The organism is Bordetella pertussis 18323, from assembly GCF_000306945.1.
GTDB lineage: Bacteria > Pseudomonadota > Gammaproteobacteria > Burkholderiales > Burkholderiaceae_B > Bordetella > Bordetella pertussis.
Genome location: NC_018518.1, coordinates 2,690,742 through 2,711,284 on the forward strand (window position 1 = coordinate 2,690,742; position 20,543 = coordinate 2,711,284).

Below are 20,543 nucleotides of genomic sequence, written 5' to 3' on the forward strand. Positions count from 1 at the left end.
GTTCCGACTGGCGCGCGCGGCCGGCCCGCGCGCCCGCCTTACAGGAGAACTTTCCATGAACAAACGTCATGAACGCGCATGGATGGCGGCGGCGCTGGCCGCCGGCAGCATTGCGCTGGGCGGCGCCGTGCAGGCGCAAGGCGCGCTGCCCGCGGTGCAACAACAAGGCAGTGTCCAATTCGTTACCGGCGGCGTCGGCCTGGACGAGTCCGAGGCCATGAAAGCCGCCAGCAAGGACTATCCGCTGGCCCTGACCTTCGCGGCGCGCGGCGATGGCCGCGCCGGCCTGTACCTGGCCGACGTCGCGGTGCAGATCCTCGACCGGACCGGCAAACCCGTGCTCGATGCGAAGGCCGACGGCCCCTACCTGCTGGCCAAGCTGCCGGCCGGCACCTACCGCGTCAAGGCCACCTCGGGCGGCGTCGAACAGACCCGCCAGGTCAGCGTGCGTCCGGGCAGCACCGCACGCGCGGTGTTCGAATGGAAAGACTGAGGCCGTACCGGCGCTGAAGCGCGGCGGGCCACGGGCGCCAGCCCCCTGGTTGGGACAGGCGCCCACGGCCCCGGCACGAGGCCGCGGCCGTCAATTCGCGCGGATCCCGCGCTCGTCGATCAGCTTTTTCCAGCGTGCGGTTTCGGACCGCACGAACTCACCCAGTTGCTCGGGCGTGCCACCGGCGCTGTAGGCGCCGATGGCAGCCAGGCGTTCGCGCGACGCATCCGAGCGCAGCACCTCGTTGACGGCCGCATTGATCTGGCCGATGACCGCGTCCGGCGTGCCGGCCGGAGCCATCAGCGAGAACCAGGAACTGACGTCGAACCCCTTGTATCCCAGCTCGTCCAGGGTGGGAACGTCCGGCAGCACATCGGAGCGCTTGATGGTGGTGACGGCCAGCGCCTTGTACTTGCCCGACTTGATCAGCGGCTGGGCGGTAGGCACGACATCGAACATGAAGTCGAGCCGGCCGCCCAGCATGTCCGTAATGGCCGGCGCGCTGCCCTTGTAGGGGATGTGGTTGGCGGCCAGCCCGGCGCTGCTCAGGAAGTACTCGCTGACCAGGTGGGTGATGTTGCCGGTTCCCGCCGAGCCATAGTTCAGGCCGCCCGGCTGCGCCTTGGCCTGCTTCACGAATTGCGCGACATCGTCGACGGGCGCCGAGGGCAGCGTCACCAGGACCGCCGGCGTCTTCGCCAGCAGCACCACCGGCGCCAGCTCCTTGGCCACGTCGTAGCCGACCGGCCCCAGGCTGGGGTTGACCGTGACCGGCCCGACCGAGCCCAGCAGCAGCGTGTACCCGTCGGGCTTGGCGCGGGCCACCGACTGGATGCCGATGGCGCCGCCGGCGCCGGCCTTGTTCTCGACCACGACCGATTGCGACCACTGCTCGGACAAGCCCGCCGCCACCGTGCGGGCAACGATGTCGACGGCGCCGCCCGGCGTGAACGGCACCACGATGGTCACGGGCCGTTGCGGAAACGAATCCGCCGCTGCCGCGCTCGCGAAGGCGCTGCCCAGCAGCAGCGCGGCCATCAGGCCTTTCTGCATCACTCTCACCCTTTTCTCCTTGTATGGTTTCGTGGATCGGCCGCCGCTCAGGCCGGCAGCCTGCCCGCCTGGACCAGCGCGGCCCGCACGCGCGCGCGCTCCGCGTCGCTCAGGTCGACCCACGGCAGGCGTACGCGGCCGCTGGGCAGGCGGCCCAGCATGACCAGGGCCTCTTTCATGCGCGTGTGCATGTCGAGCGTCGGCGCGCTGTAGAAGCAGCTGGCCATGGGATAGATCTGGTCGTTGATGGCGCGCGCAGCCGCCAGGTCGTTGGCCTGCACCGCCTCCCAGAGCGCGACATGCAAGTCCGCGTGCACGCTGCCGGAGCCCGACAGGATGCCGTTGCAGCCCAGCACCAGCGAGGGCATGAGCCATGCGCTGTGCGTCGTCAGCACGTTGACCGGGCGCGCCAGCGATTGCAGCACGCGGATGTTGCGCTCGTGCTCGATGGGATTGTTGCTGCGGTCCTTGATGGCCATCACCGAAGGCACTGCCTCGGCCAGCTTGACCAGGGTGTCCAGCGGATGCGCCATGCCGGTCGAGGTCTCGTACTGGAAAACGATCAGCGGCAGGTCGGTGGCGTCGGCGATGGCCTTGTAGTGGCCCAGCGTCATCTCGGGCAACATGGCCGCACCGCGCACGAACACGGCCGGCGGAAACACCAGCAGGCAGGAAGCGCCGCCGGCCTCGGCCTGCCGCGCGATCCGCGCGGCGTCCAGCGGACCGTGCGCATACACGCCATGCATCAGCGGGACCTGGTCGCCGACCTCGTCGGCCATCACGTCCAATGCGCGGCGCTGCTCGTCGAGCGTGAGCCCCGGGATCTCCTGCGAGACGCCGTTGACGCACAGCGCGGAAATGCCGCGGACCGACGCCAGGTCGCGGATATGCGCGCGCAGGGACTTCTCGTCGATGGAAAGGTCTTCGTTGAACGGCATCAGCGCCGCGGGGATCACGCCCGCGGGTACGTAACCGGGAAATCTTGCTGCCATGAATGCTCCTGAGTTTCCGAAAACAATACACAAAACGCAGGCGGACTATAGGAAAATCACCAGGCAGCCTCAATTAAATTGTCTACTAAGTAAACATGAAAAACATCCCCGCATCCGCCCCACGCGATACCGCGCAATCTCTGCGCAGATCGATCGAAATCCTGAAGGCCTTGTCCGCGCCGATGAAGCGAGGATTTTCACTTAGTGAACTATCGAGAATGACCGGCCTGCCGCACCCTACCGTCTTGCGGCTGCTGCGCCACCTGACCGGCCTGGGCATGGTCGCGTGGGATCCCGCGACCAAGATATACCGGCTGGGCACGCTGACCTTCGAGCTGGGCCTGGCGGCGGCCGAACATTGCGACATCCGGGGCCTGTGCGGCGATTCGCTGGACCGGTTGCAGGCCGAAACGCAGGACACCTGCTACCTGACCATGCGCAGCGGATTCGATGCCGTGTGCATCGACCGGCGCGAGGGCGCGTCGCCCATACGCGTGCTGACGCTGGACATCGGCAGCCGCCGCCCGCTGGGCGTGGGCGCCGCGGGGCTGGCCATACTGGACTGCCTGCCCGAGGAAGAAGCGGAAACCGTCATCCAGGCCAGCGAATCCAAGCTGGACCGGTACAACCGCATGAGCACCGACATCATGCGCATGCTGCTGCAGGAAACGCGCGAGCGCGGCTACGCGGTGTGCGGCAACTGGGTGACGCTGGGCGTGACGGCGGTTGCCGTGCCGATCTGCATCGAGGACGGACGACCGATCGGATCGCTCAGCGTGTCCGCCGTGAGCCACAGAATGCCCGCCGACAGATGGCCCGGCATCGCGCGTGCGCTGCGCGCGGAAATGCATGAGATACACCGGAAACTGCAGGGCCCGTCGAGCCGGCCCGGCTACGGCGGCTGAGCGGATGCCGCGGCGCCTGCCCGTGCAGTGTGCCTGTCCCAGCGGGGACAGGCACACCATGCCGCAGGCGCCGCGCTCAAGACCCGGCCAGCAGTATCGCCACGTTGACCAGCAGCGCGGCCAGCCATATCAGCGAACGCAGATTGCCCCGGCCGCCGATGTACAGCGCCACGTAGACCAGGCGCGCCACCAGCCAGGCCCCCATCAGCACATGCAGCGTGGCGGCGGGCGCCTGGGTATGCAGCGCGTAGAGCACCGCCGCAAAGAAAAACGGCAAGGCCTCGAAGGTATTGGCCTGGGCCGAATTAGCGCGCGCCCGCCAGCCTGCCTGGCCGGCCAGCCAGGGGCGCGGATCGTTGTTGTCATAGCGGCGGCCGCCGGCCTTGGCCGCGATCGCGGGAACCAGCGGCAACAAGGCCGCCGCGAGCAGGAATGCTGCGGTTGCGTTCATGGAAGTCCTTTGCGGCGCCATGCGCGCGCCTCGTGGGTCCAGGGCCGGAGCCCGAAGGCTCCGATCTTGCCGCCGCCGGCCGTGGCGCGTCAATGGCGGCGTCCCGCTACGTATGCCCCGGCTTCATGCGGTCGACCCAATCGCGCGCCGGATCGCGCCGCGCGCCGCGATTGAACAGCGCCGTCAGGAGCATGGCGATCAGCGCCCCCAGCCCGGCCAGCGCCATGTCCTTCTGCGCGTCCCAGATGTCGCCCTGCGTGCCCAAGTACGCCACGCCCAGTTCGCCGCCGAAGAATTCGGCCGCGCCCCATTCGATCAGCTCGTACAGGGCCGAGGTCGACAAGGCCACGTCCAGCGGCAGCAGATAGCCCCAGAAGCCGCGCACATCCACCACCCGCAGGAAGATCTCCCGGATCGGGTAGGCCAGCAGCAGGCCATACGAGAAGTGCACCAGCCGGTCGAACTGGTTGCGCTCCCAGCCCAGCAGCTGGTCCAGGCTGTGGCCGGTCAGGCGTTGCCACCAGGCATCGTAGGGCACCAGCGAATAGGTGTAGTGCGCGCCCACAGCGTGCAGGCACAGGTAAAGGAAGATCAAGGTGTAGGACACGCGCGAGAACACGAACCAGCGCCGCGTCGCATACAGCGCGACGCCGAACCCCAGCACCAGGGCGTTCTCGAGCAGCCAGTCGGAGCGGTCATGGGGCTCGATGGCCAGCGCCAGCCACAGCGCCGCGTACAGCACGGCCAGCGCCGGCAGATAGCGCCGGCGGGCAAACAGCCCGGCGCGCGCTTCAGTCATCGCGCACCCTGCCGCGCAGGCGCTTGGTTTCGCCGTGCTGGACCTTGCGCTGCACGCGCCGGCGCTGCGAGCCCAGGGTCGGCCGGGTGGCGCGGCGCGGCCGCACCGGCCGCAGGGCCTCGCGCAGCAGCGCCAGCAGACGCTCGACGGCATCGGCGCGATTCTTCTCCTGGCTGCGATGCGTCTGCGCCTTGATGACGATGACGCCATCGCTGGAAATGCGCCGGTCCGCCAATGCCAGCACCGTTTCCTTGACGCTGTCGGGCAGCGACGAAGCACGCACATCGAAGCGCAGATGAATGGCGCTGGACACCTTGTTGACGTTCTGTCCGCCCGCGCCCTGCGCCCGGATCATGTCGAAATCCAGCTCGCGTTCGTCCAGATAGAGGGAACCCAATACATGCAGCATAGGGCGCCAGTCTACGCCTGCTGCCGAAGGCGGCAAACGCCCGGGCCGCCGCCCGGTAAAATAGTGGGTCGATTCACATCTCCTGGCCCTGGCAACGCCGGACCAGCATCATGGCTTACTCCGTCAAAGAACTCTTCAAGACCCTGCAAGGCGAAGGCGCGCAGGCCGGCCGCGCCGCGGTTTTCTGCCGCTTCGCGGGCTGCAATCTCTGGACCGGGCGCGAAAGCGACCGCGCCGGCGCCGCCTGTACCTTCTGCGATACCGATTTCGTCGGCACCGATGGCCAGGGCGGCGGCAAATTCGCCGACGCGGCCGGCCTGGCCGACGCCATCGCGGCATGCTGGGGCGAGCACCCCGCCGACCGCTACGTCGTCTTCACCGGCGGCGAGCCGCTGCTGCAGCTGGACGAAGCCCTGCTGCAGGCCGTGCACGCGCAGGGTTTCACGGTGGCCATCGAAACCAACGGCACCTTGCCGCCGCCGCCTGGCATCGACTGGATCTGCGTCAGCCCCAAGGGCCGGGCGCCGGTGGTCGTCGAGCGCGGCCACGAGCTCAAGCTGGTGTTTCCGCAGGCCGACGCGCGCCCCGAGGCGTTCGCCCACCTGGCGTTCGAGCACTTCTTCCTGCAGCCCATGGACGGCCCCGCGCGCGCGGCCCACACCACCCAGGCCGTGCAGTACTGCCTCGACCACCCGCAATGGCGCCTGAGCCTGCAAACCCATAAATACATAGGTATTCCATGACTGTCCGTCCCATCGCGGGAGATGCGCGATGATTTCCGTCACCCGCCGACTCGAATTCGACGCAGGCCACCGCATCCCCGACCACAACAGCCAGTGCCGCAACCTGCACGGGCACCGGTACGTGCTGGAGGTCACGCTCAGCGGCGACGTCGTGCAGGCGCCCGGCGCCTCCGACAATGGCATGCTGATGGATTTTTCCGAGATCAAGCGCATCGCCAGGGCGCATATCGTCGACGTCTGGGACCACGCCTTCCTGGTCTACGAGGGCGACCATGCCGTGCGCGGCTTTCTCGATACGCTGCCGGACCACAAGACGGTGGTGCTCGACCGCATTCCCACGGCCGAGAACCTGGCCAGCATCATTTTCGCGACGCTGGCGCCCCACTACCACGGGCACTATGGCGCGGACCTGCGCCTGACCCGGGTGCGCCTGTACGAAACGCCGAACTGCTGGGCCGACTGCGGCAGCTGACGGCCCCCGGCGCGCGGCCGCCTACAGGCCGTTCTCGCGCGTGGCCAGCAGGTAGCGCTCGGCGGCGCCGTCGTTGACGCTGGCCCACAGCAGCTGGTCGGCGCGGAAGGCGCGCCACGACTCCAGCACCTTGGCAAAGCGCGGATTCTTGCCGGCGTACTCTTCCAGCACCTCGCGCGTGGCCTTCTGCATGGCCGCCATGATCTCGGGCGACCACGATTGCAGCTTGGCGCCCTGCCCCACCAGGCGCTTGAGCGCCGGGATGTTGTGGGCGTCGTACTTGGCCAGCAGCTCTTCGCCGGCCATGGCGCAGGCCGCCCGCAGCGCCACCTGGTAGCGCGGGGGCAAGGACTGCCAGCTCTCGCGGTTGACGTTCAGGCACAGGTTGGCGCCCAGCTCCATGACGCCTGGGCCATAGTAGTACTGCGCCACCTTGGCGAAGCCCAGCTTCTCGTCGTCGTACGGACCGACGAATTCGACGGCGTCCAGCGAACCCTTCTCGAGCGCGGGATAAATGTCGCTGCCGGCGATCTGCTGCGGAATCGCGCCCAGCTTCTGGTACACCATGCTCAGCAAGCCGGGCGTACGGATGCGCAGGCCCTTGAAATCGTCCGGCGTGCGCATCTGCTTGCGGAACCAGCCGCCCATTTGCGCGCCCGTGTTGCCGCAGGGAATCGCGATGGCGTTGAAGCCCGCGTACAGCTCGTCGATCAGCGCCTGGCCGCCGCCTTGCAGCACCCATGCGCTGTGCTGGCGCGGCGTCAGGCCGAAAGGCACGCCGGTATCGAACACCAGCGCGGGCTCCTTGCCCATGTAGTAGAAACCGGCGGTATGGCCGCACTCGGTGGTGCCGTTCTGGACCGCGTCCAGCACCTGCAGGGGCGGCACGATTTCGCCGGCCGGAAAGGCCCGGATGGCGAACTTCCCGTCGGTCAGCTCGCTGACGCGGGCGGTAATGGCCTCGGCCGCGCCCCATACCGTGTCGAGCGAGCGCGGAAAGCTGCTGGGCATGCGCCAGCGTATGGTGGGCGCCTCTTGCGCCACCGCGGGCGCGGCCAGCACTGCGCTACCCGCGCCGGCGGCCGCGGCGGTCAGAAAACGACGTCGCTGCATGATGATGATCCCTCTTTCTTTGGTCTATGGCTGAAAAACTGGCGGCGGCGCGCGTCAATCCAGGCAGTCGGGCGCGGCCCGCAGCACGCGCCGCGCGAAATAGGCAAAGGTCAGCGACTGGATCTTGGGCTTGACCAGGAAGTCGTGCGATTCCTGCGCCAGTTCGCCCGGCACCGCCTTGACCGGCCCGATGGCGCGCGCGCGCAATTGCAGCATCGCCGCCTGCTCCATCCACAGCGCCATGACGGCGGATTCCTCGATCGAACTGCCGGCGGTCAACAGGCCATGGTTGGCCAGCAGGATGGCGCGCTTCTCGCCCAGCGCGGCCGAAATCACCTCGCCCTCGTTGTCGCCGATGGGCAGGCCCGGCCATTGCGGCAGATAGGCGCAATCGTTGTAGAACGGCGTGGCGTCCATATGCGCCACCACCAGCGGCTCGCCCACCATCGACAGCGCCGAGACGGCCGGCGGATGGGTATGGACGATGCACTGCACGTTGGGCCGGTGCCGGTAAATCCAGATGTGGAAGCGATTGGCGGGATTGGGCAGCGATTTGCCGTCGAGCGGATTGAGGTCCTCGTCGATCAGGATCAGTTCGCTGGCGCGCGCCTCGTCGGCGCCCACGCCGAACGGCAGCGTCCAGTACGTGCCCGGCTCGTCGCCGCGCTCCGTGATCTGGCCGGCCAGCCCGCCATGCCAGTGGCCCTGCTCGGCCAGCATGCGGCAGGCCAGCGCCATTTTCTGGGCGCGCGTCCATTGCGGCTCGCTCACGCGCGACTCGATTTCGCGGTCGACGCGCGCGCGCAATACATCCTTGTCCTGCACTGTGTAAGAAGACGACATCATGCTTTCCATTCGGTTCCGCCTCGCCAAGCGAGAGCAATTTATTGCCTTGTTATTGCCTTATAGGCAACTTGTTGCCCAACATACAAATAATTGCCCAAACACTCAACGAGGGAAAACCCGCAAGACGGCGGGCCGCGCCCAAAAATGGCATCATGCGTGCTGACGCATTCCCCGCCACCGCCCATGACCGCCAAATCGCCGCCCGTTCCCGCGCCCAGCCCCGAACAGATCGGCCTGCGCATCCGGGCCTTGCGCAAGCGGCAGAAACGCACCCTGGCCTGGCTGTCGGCGCAGTGCGGGCTGGACAAGGGTTTTCTGTCGCGCCTGGAGCGCGGCGAGAAGTCAGCCTCGGTCGGCACCCTGCATACCGTGGCCGGCGCGCTGGGCAGCAGCCTGTCGGCCCTGCTGGGCGAAGCCGATCCGCAGACCGAGATCCAGATCGTGCGCGCCGCCGACCGGCACCGCATGACGACCGCCCCCGGGCCGGGCGAACACATCTATGAAGCCATCACCCTGGGCAGCTCGCACAGCGGCCTGTCGGTCATGGTGGTCGAGGTCGGCACGCACGGCGCGCACACCGAGGCCCACCACGGCGGCGACGAACTGATCTTCGTGCTCGACGGGCGCATCCGGGTGCATTTCGGCGGGCACACGGTGCTGCTCGAGCGCGACGACAGCGTGCGCTTTCCCGGCTACCTGCCGCACAGCCTGAGCGCCGAAGGCCGCAAGCTGGCGCGCGCCCTGGTCGTCATCGCCAGCGGCTGATCCCCCTGCCCGGCGTGCATCCGCATGCACGGGCGCCTGTCCCCGCAGCGGCAAGGGTGCCTGTCCCCGTTGGGACAGGCACCCCGTCAAGCGTCGATGGCGTACGGCAGTGTGCCTGTCCCAGCGGGGACAGGCACACCCGCGCCCGTCCCCGCCACGCCTCGGATTGTCCCGCCCGGCACAATGCCCGCCAATTATCCATACAAACTAATTAATAGGATACTATTAAATAGGATACAATCTAGATCATGAAAACCGCCACCGACAACCGCCTCATGGCCATGACCGCCAACCTGATGGTGCTTTCGCGCGCTTATCGCAGCGCAGCCGACAAGGCCCTGGCCGACTTCGGCCTGTCCCAGGCCACCGCCTGGCCGGTCATCCTGACCGGCCGGCTGGGCGATGGCGTGCGCCAGGGCGCGCTGGCCGAGGCGCTGGGCGTCGAAGGCCCGTCGCTGGTGCGCGTGCTGGATCAGCTGGTCGCCGCCGGCCTGATCGAGCGCCGCGAAGACCCGCAGGACCGCCGCGCCCGCACCCTGCATCTCACCCCCGCCGGGCAGTCCCTGCGCGAACAGGTCGAGAACGTGCTGGTGCAACTGCGCCGCCAGCTTTTCCAGGGCATCGCCGACTCCGACCTGGAGACCTGCCTGCGCGTGTTCGATTCGCTCAAGTCGGCGCTGGGACGGGAGTCGGCCGCCGCGCGGGAGGACTACCGCCCATGAAGCTGCCTACCGCCGATGAGGCGGTGTTCTCGATCAAGTGCTACCTGGGCGCCATGCTGGCGCTCTACCTGGCGTACTCCATCGGGCTGCCGCGTCCGTTCTGGGCCATGACCACGGCCTATGTCGTTGCGCAGCCGTGGTCCGGCGCCGTGCGCTCCAAGGCGGTGTACCGCCTGGGCGGTACTTTCTTCGGCTCGGCCATGACGATCTATACCGTGCCGCGCCTGGCCAACTACCCCGTGCTGATGACGCTGGCCATGGTGCTGTGGGTCGGCCTGTGCCTGTACATCGCCGTGCTCGACCGCACGCCGCGCTCGTATCTCTTCATGCTGGCCGGCTATACCGCCGCCATGATCGGCTTTCCCAGCGTGACCGACCCGGCGCTGGTGTTCGACACCGCGCTGGCGCGCGTCGAGGAAATCAGCCTGGGCATCATCTGCGCCACGCTGGTCCACAGCGTGGTGCTGCCGCGCGGCATCGGCCGCGCCATGATGGGCCGCCTGGACGCCACCGTGCGCGACGCGCGCAGCTGGATCCAGGATGTACTCAACCAGCGCGGCGCCGCGCAGCACGCCAGGGACCGCCGCGCGCTGGCCAACGACATCACCCAGCTGCGCCTGCTGTCGACCCACGTGCCGTTCGACACCGGCAACATCCGCTGGACCGCCAACGCCTTGCGCGCCATGCAGGAGCACATCACCGCGCTGACGCCGGCGGTCTCGGCCGTCGAAGACCGCCTGCAAGCCCTGCAGGCGCAGGGCCGCGCGCTGCCGCCGCCGGCGGCCAGGGTGCTGGCCGACATCTCGGCCTGGATGGACGACAGTGCCCACGCCACGCGCGAGCAAGCGGTGCAGCTGCGCGCCGCGCTGACGCGCCTGGCGCCCGCGATCGACCGGCAGTCCGGCTGGCACGACGCGCTGCTGGCCAGCCTGGTCGCGCGCTTGCGCGAACTGGTCGACAGCTACGACGCCTGCCTGGTGCTGCGCCAGGATATCCACGCCGGCCTGGGCGGCGCGCCGACCGGCCGCACCCGCCGCCTAACTGTGAAGATTCAATAGGTTGTATGCATGGTTCATCCGAACCGGATTTGAGAAACTGGAAATCGCCGACCCCCCAGTTCACTCAAGGAGCCCGGCCGGATGAACACCCATAAGCATGCCCGATTGACCTTCCTACGTCGACTCGAAATGGTCCAGCAATTGATCGCCCATCAAGTTTGTGTGCCTGAAGCGGCCCGCGCCTATGGGGTCACCGCGCCGACTGTGCGCAAATGGCTGGGCCGCTTCCTGGCTCAGGGCCAGGCGGGCTTGGCCGATGCGTCCTCGCGCCCGACGGTCTCGCCCCGAGCGATTGCGCCGGCCAAGGCGCTGGCTATCGTGGAGCTGCGCCGCAAGCGGCTGACCCAAGCGCGCATCGCCCAGGCGCTGGGCGTGTCAGCCAGCACCGTCAGCCGCGTCCTGGCCCGCGCCGGTCTGTCGCACCTGGCCGACCTGGAGCCGGCCGAGCCGGTGGTGCGCTACGAGCATCAGGCCCCCGGCGATCTGCTGCACATCGACATCAAGAAGCTGGGACGTATCCAGCGCCCTGGCCACCGGGTCACGGGCAACCGACGCGATACCGTTGAGGGGGCCGGCTGGGACTTCGTCTTCGTGGCCATCGATGACCACGCCCGCGTGGCCTTCACCGACATCCACCCCGACGAGCGCTTCCCCAGCGCCGTCCAGTTCCTCAAGGACGCAGTGGCCTACTACCAGCGCCTGGGCGTGACCATCCAGCGCTTGCTCACCGACAATGGCTCGGCCTTTCGCAGCCGCGCCTTCGCCGCGCTGTGCCATGAGCTGGGCATCAAGCACCGCTTTACCCGACCTTACCGCCCACAGACCAATGGCAAGGCCGAACGCTTCATCCAGTCGGCCTTGCGTGAGTGGGCTTACGCTCACACCTACCAGAACTCCCAACACCGAGCCGATGCCATGAAATCCTGGCTACACCACTACAACTGGCATCGACCCCACCAAGGCATCGGGCGCGCTGTACCCATCTCCAGACTCAACCTGGACGAATACAACCTATTGACAGTTCACACCTAGCCGGGGCGCCCTGGCGCCCGCCGGCCTCAGGCCTCGCCGTAGGGGGCCGCGGCCACGCCCGGCTCGGGGTCGGGGTGCCGCCCGGCGTGCTCGATGACATAGGCGAACACCCGGCCGTTCTCGCGTGCGAACTCGGCCGTATCGGCGCATACGCCATCGATGAGATTGCTGTCTTCGTGCAATGCCGGATCGCCCGAATGCAGGCGGTACAGCCACAGGACGATGCCGGTCTTGTGGTCCAGCACGGTGTCGCACAGACAGTCGTACAGGGCGTCGAGATTGCCGCCGAAATACTCGGGAAAATCCACCGCCTTGGCGATCGCGCGCAATACCGCCGAACGGCTGCGCGCGCGGTCGCAATCGGCAACCAGCAACGACATGCCCAGTTCGCGCGTGGCGTCGACCACGGCCTGCTTGTCCAGCCCGTCGTGATCCAAAGCGCCGCCGCGGCGCAGTTGGCGCTGCAAAGTCGTCTGACCGTTACGCGTCATGCCCCGGCCTCCCCGAAAAACTTCACCACGTCGTCAATACGCCGCATCGTATCGGCATAACCCAGTTCGATCAATCGTTGCGTGTACGTATGCTCGAACAGGAGATATGACATCAGCGCGCCACCGTTTGACCGGCTCGGGTCGGACGATACACCGAGAACGCGGAAAAGGGTACGGGCTTCCGACGGCATGTCGTCCAGGTGCTCCAGCGCCAGCTGGTCGAGCAACTGGCTGGGCGTCAGGGCCAGCACGTCCACCCGCCGCAGGGCGAACTCCGGCTCGGCCCCTGGCCGCCGCGGCTGAGCAGGAAATTGGTGCGCTCCAGGCGCTCGACGTCCATCGACAGGCCGTCGAGGAAGATGCTCGACAGCGCGTGGCCGCCGACCTGGGCCAGCGACGGGTGCGGCGGGTCCTCCTCGCGCTTTTCCGGGTGGGTGTCGTCATGGAAGCCCGTGCCGATCACCAGCACCCGGGTGGCCCCCAGGTGGATGGCCGGGCTGATGGGCGCCAGCTGCCGCATCGACCCGTCGCCGCACCATTCGACCTGCCCGTGCACGCGCACCGGCCGCGCCGGAAACACGAACGGGATGGCCGACGAGGCCATGATGTGATCGATCCCGATGGCCGACGGCACGGCGCGGCGCAGGAACCGGTGCCAGGGGTCGATCGGCCGGTCCGACTGGTAGAAGGTCAGGTGCTCGCCGCTGGTATACCCGGAGGCGGTGATGGCCAGCGCCGACAGCTTCCCGCGCGCCAGGTTGTGCCGCATGCGGTCGAAATCCATCACCCGGCCCAGCAGATCTGTCGAGCAGCGACTGGGGCCGCTTGCGCGTCAGGCCGGCGTACCCATCCCAGCGACAGCAGGCCCAGCCAGCGCACGCCGGTGCGGATCAGCCCGGGCGCGTCGGCCCGGTACACCATGCCGGTCTCCAGCGAGGCCCACAGCCGCCGCATGCGGCGCACCGCCAGGTGGGGCCGGTCGGCGCGGCAGGCCAGCGCCGCCGCATTGACCGCCCCGGCCGAGGTGCCGCAGATGATGGGGAACGGGTTGGGATAGCCCGGCCGCGCCTTCGGGTCGAGGATCGCGATGATGGCGCTGAGCGCGCCCACCTGGTAGGCGGCGCGCGCGCCGCCGCCCGTCATGACCAGGCCGGTCAGCGGGCGGGCGTCCCCCGCCCTGCCCGCGCCGCGCTCAGCGGACCGCGTCGGCATTGACCACGGCCATGGCGGCCATGTTGACGATGCGGCGCACCGTCGAGCTCGACGTCAGGATATGCACCGCCGCGTTGGCGCCCAGCAGGAACGGCCCCACCGCGACGTTGCCGCCGGCGGTCGTCTTGAGCAGGTTGTAGGCGATGTTGCCGGAGTCCACGTTGGGGCACACCAGCAGGTTGGCCTCCCCCTTGAGCGTGGACGACGGCAGGATGCGCAGGCGCAGCGCCTCGTCCAACGCGCAGTCGCCGTGCATCTCGCCGTCGATCTCCAGCTCGGGCGCGCGCTCGCGTACCAGTTCCAGCGCGCGGCGCATCTTGGCGCCAGAGGCCGAGCTGCCCGAGCCGAAGTTCGAGCGCGACAGCAGCGCCACCTTGGGCGCCAGGCCCAGGCGCTGCATTTCCTCGGCGGCCGCCACGGTGTACTCGGCGATCTGCTCGGCGCTGGGGTCTTCATTGACGTGCGTGTCCACCAGGGCCACGGTGCGCTCGTCCAGCAGCAGGATGTTCATCGCCGCGTAGGTGGTGGCGCCGGGCTTTCTGCCGATGACCTGGTCGATGAAGCGCAGGTGGTCGTGGAAGCCGCTGACCGCGCCGCAGATCATGCCGTCGGCGTCGCCCAGGTGCACCATCATGGCGCCGATCAGGGTCAGGCGGCGGCGCATTTCCACGCGCGCCATCTCCTTGGTGATGCCGTTGCGGCACATCATGTCCCAGTAGGTGGTCCAGTACTGGTGGAAGCGCTCGTCGTATTCCGGGTTGCAGACCTCGACGTCCTGGCCCAGGCGCAGGCGCAGGCCGAATTTCTCGATGCGCGACAGCAGCACCTGGGGGCGGCCCACCAGGATGGGCTTGGCGACTTTCTCGTCGACGATGACCTGCACGGCGCGCAGCACGCGCTCGTCCTCGCCCTCGGTGAACACGATGCGGGCCCGTCCGCCGTCGCGCACGATCTGCTTGGCCTGCGAGAACAGCGGCTTCATGAAGGCGCCGGAGTGGTAGACGAACTGCTGCAGCTGCTCGGCGTAGGCGTCCAGGTCGGCGATGGGACGCGTGGCCACGCCGCCCTCCATGGCCGCCTTGGCCACCGCCGGCGCGATGCGCACGATCAGGCGCGGATCGAACGGCTTGGGAATCAGGTAGTCGCGGCCAAACGAAATGTCATAGGTGCCGTAGGCCGCGGCCACGACCTCGTTCTGTTCTTCGCGCGCCAGGCTGGCGATGGCCAGGACCGCCGCCTTTTCCATCTCGCGCGTGATCGTGGTCGCGCCCACGTCCAGCGCGCCGCGGAAGATGTACGGAAAGCACAGCACGTTGTTGACCTGGTTCGGGTAATCCGAACGGCCGGTGGCCATGACGATGTCGTCGCGCACCGCGTGCGCCGCCTCGGGCAGGATCTCGGGGTTGGGGTTGGCCAGCGCCAGGATCAGCGGGTTGGCCGCCATGGCGGCCACCATCTCGAGCTTGAGCACATTGCCGGCCGACAGGCCCAGGAACACGTCCGCGCCCTCGATCACCTCGGCCAGGGTGCGGGCCTCGGTCGGCTGCGCATAGCGCGCCTTGTCCGGGTCCATCAGGGCGGTGCGGCCCTGGTAGACGGCGCCTTCGATGTCGGTGACCCACACATGCTCGATGGGCAGGCCCAGGTCCACCAGCAAATCCAGGCAGGCCAGGGCGGCGGCGCCGGCGCCCGAGGTCACCACCTTGACCTGCGCAATATCCTTGCCCACCACTTCCAGGCCGTTGATGAAGGCCGCGCACACCGTGATGGCGGTGCCGTGCTGGTCGTCGTGGAACACCGGGATCTTCATGCGCTCGCGCAGCTTGCGCTCGACCGTGAAGCACTCCGGCGCCTTGATGTCTTCCAGGTTGATGCCGCCGAAGGTGGCTTCCAGCCCGGCGATGATCTCCACCAGCTTGTCCGGGTCGGTCTCGTTGATCTCGATGTCGAACACGTCCAGCCCGGCGAACTTCTTGAACAGCACCGCCTTGCCTTCCATCACCGGCTTGGAGGCCAGCGCGCCGATGTTGCCCAGCCCCAGCACCGCCGTGCCGTTGGTGATCACGCCCACCAGGTTGCCCCGCCCGGTGTAGCGGAACACATTCACCGGATCGTCGACGATCTCCTCGCAGGCGGCGGCCACGCCCGGCGAGTAGGCCAGGCTGAGGTCGCGCTGATTGCTCAGCTGTTTGGTGGGGGTGACCGAAATCTTGCCGGGGCGGCCATGCTCGTGATATTCCAGCGCGGCCTTGCGAAAGTTGGCGTCCATGATGGCGATGACGTAGGTTGGAGCTGCGAAAGTGAACGATGCGGCAGCGCACGCCGGAAAGATGCTACCCGCGCCTGCACGGGCTGGCCGGCTGCGCAAGGCGCAGTGGCGCTATCTTACTCCCGCCCCTTTGCGCCGACCGCGCCGGACCCGGCGCGCGCCGCCAGCACGCCATCCGGATCGAACAGCGCGCGCACGCGCGCATCCAGGCGCGCGGCCTCGGCCGGCGCGCTGCCGGACGCGGCCGGCGGCGGCGCCGCCGCCGGCGCCAGCAGCACGCTTTCCACCCAGGCCAGCGCGCTGTCATGCCCGAGCAACAGATGCGCCAGATTGACGCCTGCCGGTTCGCGCGGCTGCAGCGCGTCGAGGCGATAGCGCGCCGGCCAGGCAGGCTGGGCCAGGCAGGCCGCGGCATCCTGCCCGCCGGCCAGCTGGAACAGGGCCGGCACCAGGCGCTGCACCGTGGCCGAGCGCAGCGGCCGCACATCGGCCGCGCCAAAGGGGCCCAGCACCTCGGCGGTGCCGTCGGCCAGCAGCACGCTGGCCTCCAGCACGCCGCTGACGCCGGTCTCGCCGGTGGGCCAACCATGCGAATCAGCCAGCCAGTCGGCCAGCGTGCACGTCGGCGCGACCTCGGCGAACTGGCCCAGGCCGGCGGCGGCCAGCTCTCCCGCCAGGCAGCCGGGACCGGCACGCCAGGCGCCGCCTTCGGGCGCCAGCGCGCGCAGGCCGCGCGGATCGATCTGCAATACCGGCCGTCCGGCTGGCCGGGCGCCGGGCAGGCCGAGGCTCACCCCATACTCCTGGCACAGCGCGCGCGCGCGGCGCACCTCGGCGTCCGAGCGCGCCCGCAACAATGCCGCGCCCCCGGCCGGGTCCAGGTCGCGCAGCGGCGCCGCCACCGCCAGCGAGAGCCGCTCGCAGAACGCCGCCCAGGACGACTGCCGCGGGCGGCGTCCGAGCAGGAAAGCGCGTCGCGATGGCTGCATGACTACAATCCCCCTTTCGCTACATAACCCATTCGATTCACCATGCCGCGCTTAGCCACTCGTACCAACGATTTTCTGACATTCCAGGTTGTGGAGCTTTTCAAGGAAGCGCAGGCCCTGCAAGCGGCCGGGCGCGACATCATCAGCCTGGGAATCGGAGAACCGGACTTTACCGCGCCTCCCCAGGTGGTGGAAGCGCTGGAGCGCGCCACGCGCGCCGGCCTGAACGGCTACAGCGCGCCGGCCGGCCTGTCCGCCCTGCGCGAAGCCATTGCCGCATTCTACGAAAGCGAGTTCGGCGCGCGCGTGGACCCGGCCCGCATCATCGTCACCGCCGGCGCCTCGGGCGCGCTGGCGCTGGCCTGCGCCGCGCTGGTCAACCCGGGCGCGCAAGTCCTGATGCCCGACCCCTCGTACCCGGCCAACAGCAACTTCGTGCTGGCCGCCGGCGGGCAGCCGCGCCTGATTCCCAGCACCGCCGCCAAGCGCTTCCAGCTCTCGGCGCAGGACGTGCGCGACCACTGGAACGACGCCACCCAGGGCGTGCTGATCGCCTCGCCCAGCAATCCCACCGGCACCTCGATCGCCCACGACGAACTGGCCGAGCTGCTGGCCGCCGTGCGCGAACGCCAGGGCTTCAGCATCGTGGACGAAATCTACCTGGGGCTGTCGTACGAATCGCAACCGCGTTCGGCGCTGCTGCTGAACGACAACATCATCGTCATCAACAGCTTCTCGAAGTACTTCCACATGACCGGCTGGCGCCTGGGCTGGATGATCGTGCCCGAAAGCATGGCGGCCAAGGTCGAGAAAATGGCCGCCAGCCTGGCGATCTGCGCGCCCACGCTGGCCCAGCATGCCGCGCTGGCCTGCTTCACGCCCGACGCGCTGAAGATATTCGAGCACCGCCGCGAGGCCTTCAAGCAGCGGCGCGACTACCTGCTGCCGGAGTTCGAGCGCCTGGGCATCCCGGTGCCGGTGCGCCCGGACGGCGCGTTCTACATCTATGCGGACATCGCGGCGCTGGGCACGACCAGCATGGCGTTCTCGCATCGCCTGCTGCACGAGGGCGGCGTGGCCGCGGTGCCGGGGCTGGATTTCGGCCCCGCCCACGGCGAACGCACCATGCGCTTCTCGTACGCCACCGGGCTGGACCGCCTGCAGGAAGCCGTGGCCCGCATCGAGAAGCTGCTGTAGGCGGCGGCGCGGGCCGGCTGGCGCCGGCCCGGCGTCAATCGCGCGCCAGCGCGATGCCCGAAGCCAGCGCCAGGCGGCGCCGCTCCGCCAGCACCTTGGCGCCATAGCCGCCATCGTCGGGGCCGGTGGCCCCCACATAGCAGGCCAGGCCGCCATTGAACGACCCACGGCGGTTGATGCAATCCTTCAGGATCGTGGAGCCGACATGGATGTTGGCCACCGGATCGAGCGGGTTGCCCTTGCCCACGTGGGCAATGGCGTCGAACTTGTCCTGGTGCACCCGGGTCATCACCTGCATCAGCCCTTGCGCGCCCACCGGGCTTTCGGCAAACGGGTTGTAGCGCGACTCGATGGCGATCACGGCCAGCAACAGCAGCGGATCGAGCTGTTTCTCGCGGCCGACCTTGTAGACGGTATTGACCAGCACCGCGGTCGCGTCATAGGCCACCTTGTACTTGCGCGAGATATAGTTGCGCAATGCCTCCACCTGCGCGCTCGAGGCGGCGGACGGACGGTTCGGCGGCGCCGGCGGCGTATCGCTGCGCAACGGGCCGAGGAATCCGGTCGCATTGCTGGCGGGTGCGCTCGGTATCGCCATGACCACGGCCGAGGACGCATCGGCGCCGGCTTCGGCTCCGGGTTCCAGTTCGGCGGATGGCATGGACGTAGGTGCCAGGGCGGTCAACAAGGCTTTGTGCACCTGCAGCGCCTGGTCGCGCAGACCGGGCAAGGCAAATCCCATGCTCACTGTCACGATGACCGCGATGCCCAGATAGACGGAGCTGATGCGCAGCCATTCGGCGAGATGGTGGTGCACTCCTTGGGCCAGCTGTCGGAACAGGCCGGCCACTGACGCATCGGGCATGGGACCTCCTGCGTGGAATGAGAGGAGGCAGATGTTAACCTCTGTTTTGCCTCAAGAATGTAACTATTTTGCCGGGATCTGCCTTGAAGTACCGCGACCTCCGAGATTTTCTTGCCCAGCTCGAACGCCAGGGCGAACTCAAACGCATCACCGCGCCGGTCTCGACGCGGCTGGAAATGACCGAGATTGCCGACCGGGTGCTGCGCGCCGGCGGCCCGGCCCTGCTGTTCGAGAACGCCCGCCACAACGACGCGCCGGCCGACATGCCGGTGCTGGCCAACCTGTTCGGCACGCCGCGGCGGGTCGCCTGGGGCATGGGGGCCGACGACGTCGGCGCCCTGCGCGAAACCGGCGAACTGCTGGCCTCCCTGCGCGAGCCCGAAGCGCCCAAGGGCCTGCGCGACGCGCTGGCCAAGGTGTCCATGCTGAAAGCCGCCCTGTGGGACATGAGCCCCAAGACCGTGCGCAGCGCCGCCTGCCAGGAAATCGTCTGGGAAGGCGCCGACGTCGAGCTGAGCCGCCTGCCCATCCAGACCTGCTGGCCGGGCGACGTGGCGCCCCTGCTCGCCTGGGGCCTGGTGATCACGCGCGGGCCGAACGCCCGGCGGCAGAACCTGGGCATCTACCGCCAGCAGCCGCTGGGGCCGAACAAGCTGATCATGCGCTGGCTGTCGCACCGGGGCGGCGCGCTGGACTTCCGCGACCACGCCCAGGCCCACCCGGGCAAGCCGTTTCCCATCACCGTGGCGCTGGGCGCCGACCCGGCCACCATCCTGGGCGCGGTCACGCCGGTGCCGGACACGCTGTCCGAATACCAGTTCGCCGGGCTGCTGCGCGGCTCGCGCACCGAGGTCGTCAAGGCGCTGGGCAGCGACCTGTCGGTGCCGGCCTCGGCCGAGATCGTGCTCGAGGGCCACCTGCTGCCGGCCGACGATCCGCGCGCCGTCGCTGCCGTGGTGCCCGAGGGCGCCAACCCGCCCCCGGCCACCGGCTACGAAATGGCGCTCGAAGGCCCCTATGGCGACCATACCGGCTACTACAACGAGCAGGACTGGTTCCCGGTGTTCACGGTGGACCGCATCACCATGCGGCGCAACCCCATCTACCACTCCACCTATACCGGCAAGCCGCCCGACGAGCCGGCCGTGCTGGGCGTGGCGCTGAACGAGGTATTCGTGCCGCTGCTGCGCCGCCAGCTGCCCGAGATCGTCGATTTCTACCTGCCCCCGGAAGGCTGCAGCTACCGCCTGGCGGTGGTGTCGATCCGCAAGCAGTACGCCGGCCACGCCAAGCGCGTGATGTTCGGCTTGTGGAGCGTGCTGCGGCAGTTCATGTACACCAAGTTCATCGTGGTGGTCGACGAAGACATCGACCCGCGCGACTGGACCGAAGTGGTCTGGGCCATGACCACGCGCATGGACCCCGTGCGCGACACGGTGCTGGTCGAGAACGCGCCTATCGATTACCTGGATTTCGCCTCGCCGGTGTCCGGCCTGGGCGGCAAGATGGGGCTGGACGCCACCAACAAGTGGCCGGGCGAAACCAGCCGCGAATGGGGCACGCCCATACACATGGACGAAGCGGTCAAGCGCCGGGTGGATGCCATGTGGGACACGCTGGGACTGTAGCCATGCCGCGGGCGGCGCCGGCCGCCCGCCTGCCGGCCT

At 68.6% G+C, this 20,543-nt stretch carries 20 protein-coding genes and 2 pseudogenes; 10 read left to right on the plus strand and 12 right to left on the minus strand.

Annotated features, from left to right (window positions below):
* Positions 1-55: 55 nt before the first annotated feature.
* Entirely contained in the window at positions 56-493 is a 438-nt protein-coding gene (locus tag BN118_RS12645) for a carboxypeptidase-like regulatory domain-containing protein (protein WP_003810921.1), read from the plus strand.
* Positions 494-583: 90 nt separating this feature from the next.
* Here the strand turns inward: BN118_RS12645 and BN118_RS12650 are convergent, their stop codons facing one another.
* Positions 584-1,555: a Bug family tripartite tricarboxylate transporter substrate binding protein gene (locus tag BN118_RS12650; protein ID WP_003816577.1), complete on the minus strand. Its 972-nt coding sequence runs from the start codon at positions 1,553-1,555 to the stop codon at positions 584-586.
* Between the two features lie 38 nt (positions 1,556-1,593).
* Entirely contained in the window at positions 1,594-2,538 is a 945-nt protein-coding gene (locus BN118_RS12655) for a dihydrodipicolinate synthase family protein (RefSeq protein ID WP_010931057.1), read from the minus strand.
* Between the two features lie 95 nt (positions 2,539-2,633).
* On the opposite strand from BN118_RS12655, the gene BN118_RS12660 reads away from it, so the two are divergent.
* The gene (locus tag BN118_RS12660; RefSeq protein WP_014905911.1) at positions 2,634-3,443 is read left to right on the plus strand and encodes an IclR family transcriptional regulator; all 810 of its coding nucleotides are present in this window, start codon (positions 2,634-2,636) and stop codon (positions 3,441-3,443) included.
* A gap of 76 nt (positions 3,444-3,519) precedes the next feature.
* Here the strand turns inward: BN118_RS12660 and BN118_RS12665 are convergent, their stop codons facing one another.
* From BN118_RS12665 to arfB, 3 genes are all read right to left on the minus strand, one after another.
* The gene (locus BN118_RS12665; protein ID WP_010931059.1) at positions 3,520-3,894 is read right to left on the minus strand and encodes an MAPEG family protein; all 375 of its coding nucleotides are present in this window, start codon (positions 3,892-3,894) and stop codon (positions 3,520-3,522) included.
* A 106-nt stretch (positions 3,895-4,000) separates the two neighbouring features.
* Positions 4,001-4,693 (minus strand): DUF2238 domain-containing protein, encoded by a 693-nt coding sequence (locus tag BN118_RS12670; RefSeq protein WP_010931060.1) that lies wholly within the window; start codon positions 4,691-4,693, stop codon positions 4,001-4,003.
* Positions 4,686-5,102, minus strand: a complete 417-nt coding sequence (gene arfB, locus BN118_RS12675; protein ID WP_003810909.1) for an alternative ribosome rescue aminoacyl-tRNA hydrolase ArfB — start codon at positions 5,100-5,102, stop codon at positions 4,686-4,688. The genes BN118_RS12670 and arfB overlap by 8 nt, the downstream gene beginning before the upstream one ends.
* Positions 5,103-5,212: 110 nt before the next feature.
* On the opposite strand from arfB, the gene queE reads away from it, so the two are divergent.
* Both queE and queD read left to right on the plus strand, forming a co-directional pair.
* Entirely contained in the window at positions 5,213-5,845 is a 633-nt protein-coding gene (gene queE / locus BN118_RS12680; protein WP_010931061.1) for a 7-carboxy-7-deazaguanine synthase, read from the plus strand.
* Between the two features lie 28 nt (positions 5,846-5,873).
* On the plus strand, positions 5,874-6,317 hold the full coding sequence (queD, locus tag BN118_RS12685) for a 6-carboxytetrahydropterin synthase QueD (RefSeq protein WP_010931062.1): 444 nt from the start codon (positions 5,874-5,876) through the stop codon (positions 6,315-6,317).
* Between the two features lie 21 nt (positions 6,318-6,338).
* On the opposite strand, the gene BN118_RS12690 is transcribed toward queD, so the two are convergent.
* The gene (locus BN118_RS12690) at positions 6,339-7,430 is read right to left on the minus strand and encodes a TRAP transporter substrate-binding protein (protein ID WP_003810897.1); all 1,092 of its coding nucleotides are present in this window, start codon (positions 7,428-7,430) and stop codon (positions 6,339-6,341) included.
* Positions 7,431-7,484: 54 nt separating this feature from the next.
* The gene (locus BN118_RS12695) at positions 7,485-8,285 is read right to left on the minus strand and encodes an aldolase (RefSeq protein WP_010931063.1); all 801 of its coding nucleotides are present in this window, start codon (positions 8,283-8,285) and stop codon (positions 7,485-7,487) included.
* A gap of 135 nt (positions 8,286-8,420) precedes the next feature.
* Here BN118_RS12695 and BN118_RS12700 point away from each other — a divergent pair, with 135 nt between their 5' ends.
* From BN118_RS12700 to BN118_RS12715, 4 genes and pseudogenes are all read left to right on the plus strand, one after another.
* Positions 8,421-9,041, plus strand: coding sequence for a helix-turn-helix domain-containing protein (locus BN118_RS12700; protein ID WP_010931064.1), 621 nt, complete (start codon positions 8,421-8,423; stop codon positions 9,039-9,041).
* Between the two features lie 248 nt (positions 9,042-9,289).
* On the plus strand, positions 9,290-9,763 hold the full coding sequence (locus tag BN118_RS12705; RefSeq protein ID WP_010931065.1) for a MarR family winged helix-turn-helix transcriptional regulator: 474 nt from the start codon (positions 9,290-9,292) through the stop codon (positions 9,761-9,763).
* A pseudogene (locus BN118_RS12710) lies at positions 9,760-10,806 on the plus strand (FUSC family protein); the annotation flags it as partial. The gene BN118_RS12705 and the pseudogene BN118_RS12710, both read left to right, overlap by 4 nt.
* A gap of 96 nt (positions 10,807-10,902) precedes the next feature.
* Entirely contained in the window at positions 10,903-11,853 is a 951-nt protein-coding gene (locus BN118_RS12715) for an IS481-like element IS481 family transposase (protein ID WP_005013747.1), read from the plus strand.
* A 26-nt stretch (positions 11,854-11,879) separates the two neighbouring features.
* On the opposite strand, the gene BN118_RS12720 is transcribed toward BN118_RS12715, so the two are convergent.
* From BN118_RS12720 to BN118_RS12735, 4 genes and pseudogenes are all read right to left on the minus strand, one after another.
* Complete coding sequence (locus BN118_RS12720) at positions 11,880-12,344, minus strand: barstar family protein (RefSeq protein WP_003809441.1); 465 nt, start codon at positions 12,342-12,344, stop codon at positions 11,880-11,882.
* Positions 12,341-13,487, minus strand: a pseudogene (locus tag BN118_RS12725) (patatin-like phospholipase family protein). The gene BN118_RS12720 and the pseudogene BN118_RS12725 overlap by 4 nt, the downstream one beginning before the upstream one ends.
* Positions 13,488-13,536: 49 nt before the next feature.
* On the minus strand, positions 13,537-15,825 hold the full coding sequence (locus BN118_RS12730) for an NADP-dependent malic enzyme (RefSeq protein ID WP_014905912.1): 2,289 nt from the start codon (positions 15,823-15,825) through the stop codon (positions 13,537-13,539).
* 116 nt (positions 15,826-15,941) lie between these two features.
* The gene (locus tag BN118_RS12735) at positions 15,942-16,814 is read right to left on the minus strand and encodes a hypothetical protein (RefSeq protein ID WP_010930165.1); all 873 of its coding nucleotides are present in this window, start codon (positions 16,812-16,814) and stop codon (positions 15,942-15,944) included.
* 42 nt (positions 16,815-16,856) lie between these two features.
* Between BN118_RS12735 and BN118_RS12740 the strand changes: the two genes are divergently transcribed.
* Entirely contained in the window at positions 16,857-18,011 is a 1,155-nt protein-coding gene (locus tag BN118_RS12740; protein WP_014905913.1) for a pyridoxal phosphate-dependent aminotransferase, read from the plus strand.
* A gap of 34 nt (positions 18,012-18,045) precedes the next feature.
* Here the strand turns inward: BN118_RS12740 and BN118_RS12745 are convergent, their stop codons facing one another.
* Positions 18,046-18,876, minus strand: a complete 831-nt coding sequence (locus tag BN118_RS12745) for a lytic transglycosylase domain-containing protein (protein WP_010930163.1) — start codon at positions 18,874-18,876, stop codon at positions 18,046-18,048.
* Between the two features lie 83 nt (positions 18,877-18,959).
* On the opposite strand from BN118_RS12745, the gene ubiD reads away from it, so the two are divergent.
* Positions 18,960-20,504 (plus strand): 4-hydroxy-3-polyprenylbenzoate decarboxylase, encoded by a 1,545-nt coding sequence (gene ubiD / locus BN118_RS12750; protein ID WP_023853525.1) that lies wholly within the window; start codon positions 18,960-18,962, stop codon positions 20,502-20,504.
* The last annotated feature ends 39 nt before the right edge of the window (positions 20,505-20,543 follow it).

What these genes read in the sequence shown, in the direction of transcription:
- arfB (WP_003810909.1), bottom strand. Translation starts at nt 5,102, where the DNA reads ATGCTGCATGTATTGGGTTCCCTCTATCTGGACGAACGCGAGCTGGAT.
- queD (WP_010931062.1), top strand. Translation starts at nt 5,874, where the DNA reads ATGATTTCCGTCACCCGCCGACTCGAATTCGACGCAGGCCACCGCATC.
- BN118_RS12720 (WP_003809441.1), bottom strand. Translation starts at nt 12,344, where the DNA reads ATGACGCGTAACGGTCAGACGACTTTGCAGCGCCAACTGCGCCGCGGC.
- BN118_RS12665 (WP_010931059.1), bottom strand. Translation starts at nt 3,894, where the DNA reads ATGAACGCAACCGCAGCATTCCTGCTCGCGGCGGCCTTGTTGCCGCTG.
- queE (WP_010931061.1), top strand. Translation starts at nt 5,213, where the DNA reads ATGGCTTACTCCGTCAAAGAACTCTTCAAGACCCTGCAAGGCGAAGGC.
- BN118_RS12645 (WP_003810921.1), top strand. Translation starts at nt 56, where the DNA reads ATGAACAAACGTCATGAACGCGCATGGATGGCGGCGGCGCTGGCCGCC.
- BN118_RS12700 (WP_010931064.1), top strand. Translation starts at nt 8,421, where the DNA reads ATGGCATCATGCGTGCTGACGCATTCCCCGCCACCGCCCATGACCGCC.
- BN118_RS12690 (WP_003810897.1), bottom strand. Translation starts at nt 7,430, where the DNA reads ATGCAGCGACGTCGTTTTCTGACCGCCGCGGCCGCCGGCGCGGGTAGC.
- BN118_RS12715 (WP_005013747.1), top strand. Translation starts at nt 10,903, where the DNA reads ATGAACACCCATAAGCATGCCCGATTGACCTTCCTACGTCGACTCGAA.
- BN118_RS12740 (WP_014905913.1), top strand. Translation starts at nt 16,857, where the DNA reads ATGCCGCGCTTAGCCACTCGTACCAACGATTTTCTGACATTCCAGGTT.
- BN118_RS12655 (WP_010931057.1), bottom strand. Translation starts at nt 2,538, where the DNA reads ATGGCAGCAAGATTTCCCGGTTACGTACCCGCGGGCGTGATCCCCGCG.
- BN118_RS12695 (WP_010931063.1), bottom strand. Translation starts at nt 8,285, where the DNA reads ATGGAAAGCATGATGTCGTCTTCTTACACAGTGCAGGACAAGGATGTA.
- BN118_RS12745 (WP_010930163.1), bottom strand. Translation starts at nt 18,876, where the DNA reads ATGCCCGATGCGTCAGTGGCCGGCCTGTTCCGACAGCTGGCCCAAGGA.
- BN118_RS12730 (WP_014905912.1), bottom strand. Translation starts at nt 15,825, where the DNA reads ATGGACGCCAACTTTCGCAAGGCCGCGCTGGAATATCACGAGCATGGC.
- BN118_RS12735 (WP_010930165.1), bottom strand. Translation starts at nt 16,814, where the DNA reads ATGCAGCCATCGCGACGCGCTTTCCTGCTCGGACGCCGCCCGCGGCAG.
- BN118_RS12705 (WP_010931065.1), top strand. Translation starts at nt 9,290, where the DNA reads ATGAAAACCGCCACCGACAACCGCCTCATGGCCATGACCGCCAACCTG.
- BN118_RS12660 (WP_014905911.1), top strand. Translation starts at nt 2,634, where the DNA reads ATGAAAAACATCCCCGCATCCGCCCCACGCGATACCGCGCAATCTCTG.
- BN118_RS12670 (WP_010931060.1), bottom strand. Translation starts at nt 4,693, where the DNA reads ATGACTGAAGCGCGCGCCGGGCTGTTTGCCCGCCGGCGCTATCTGCCG.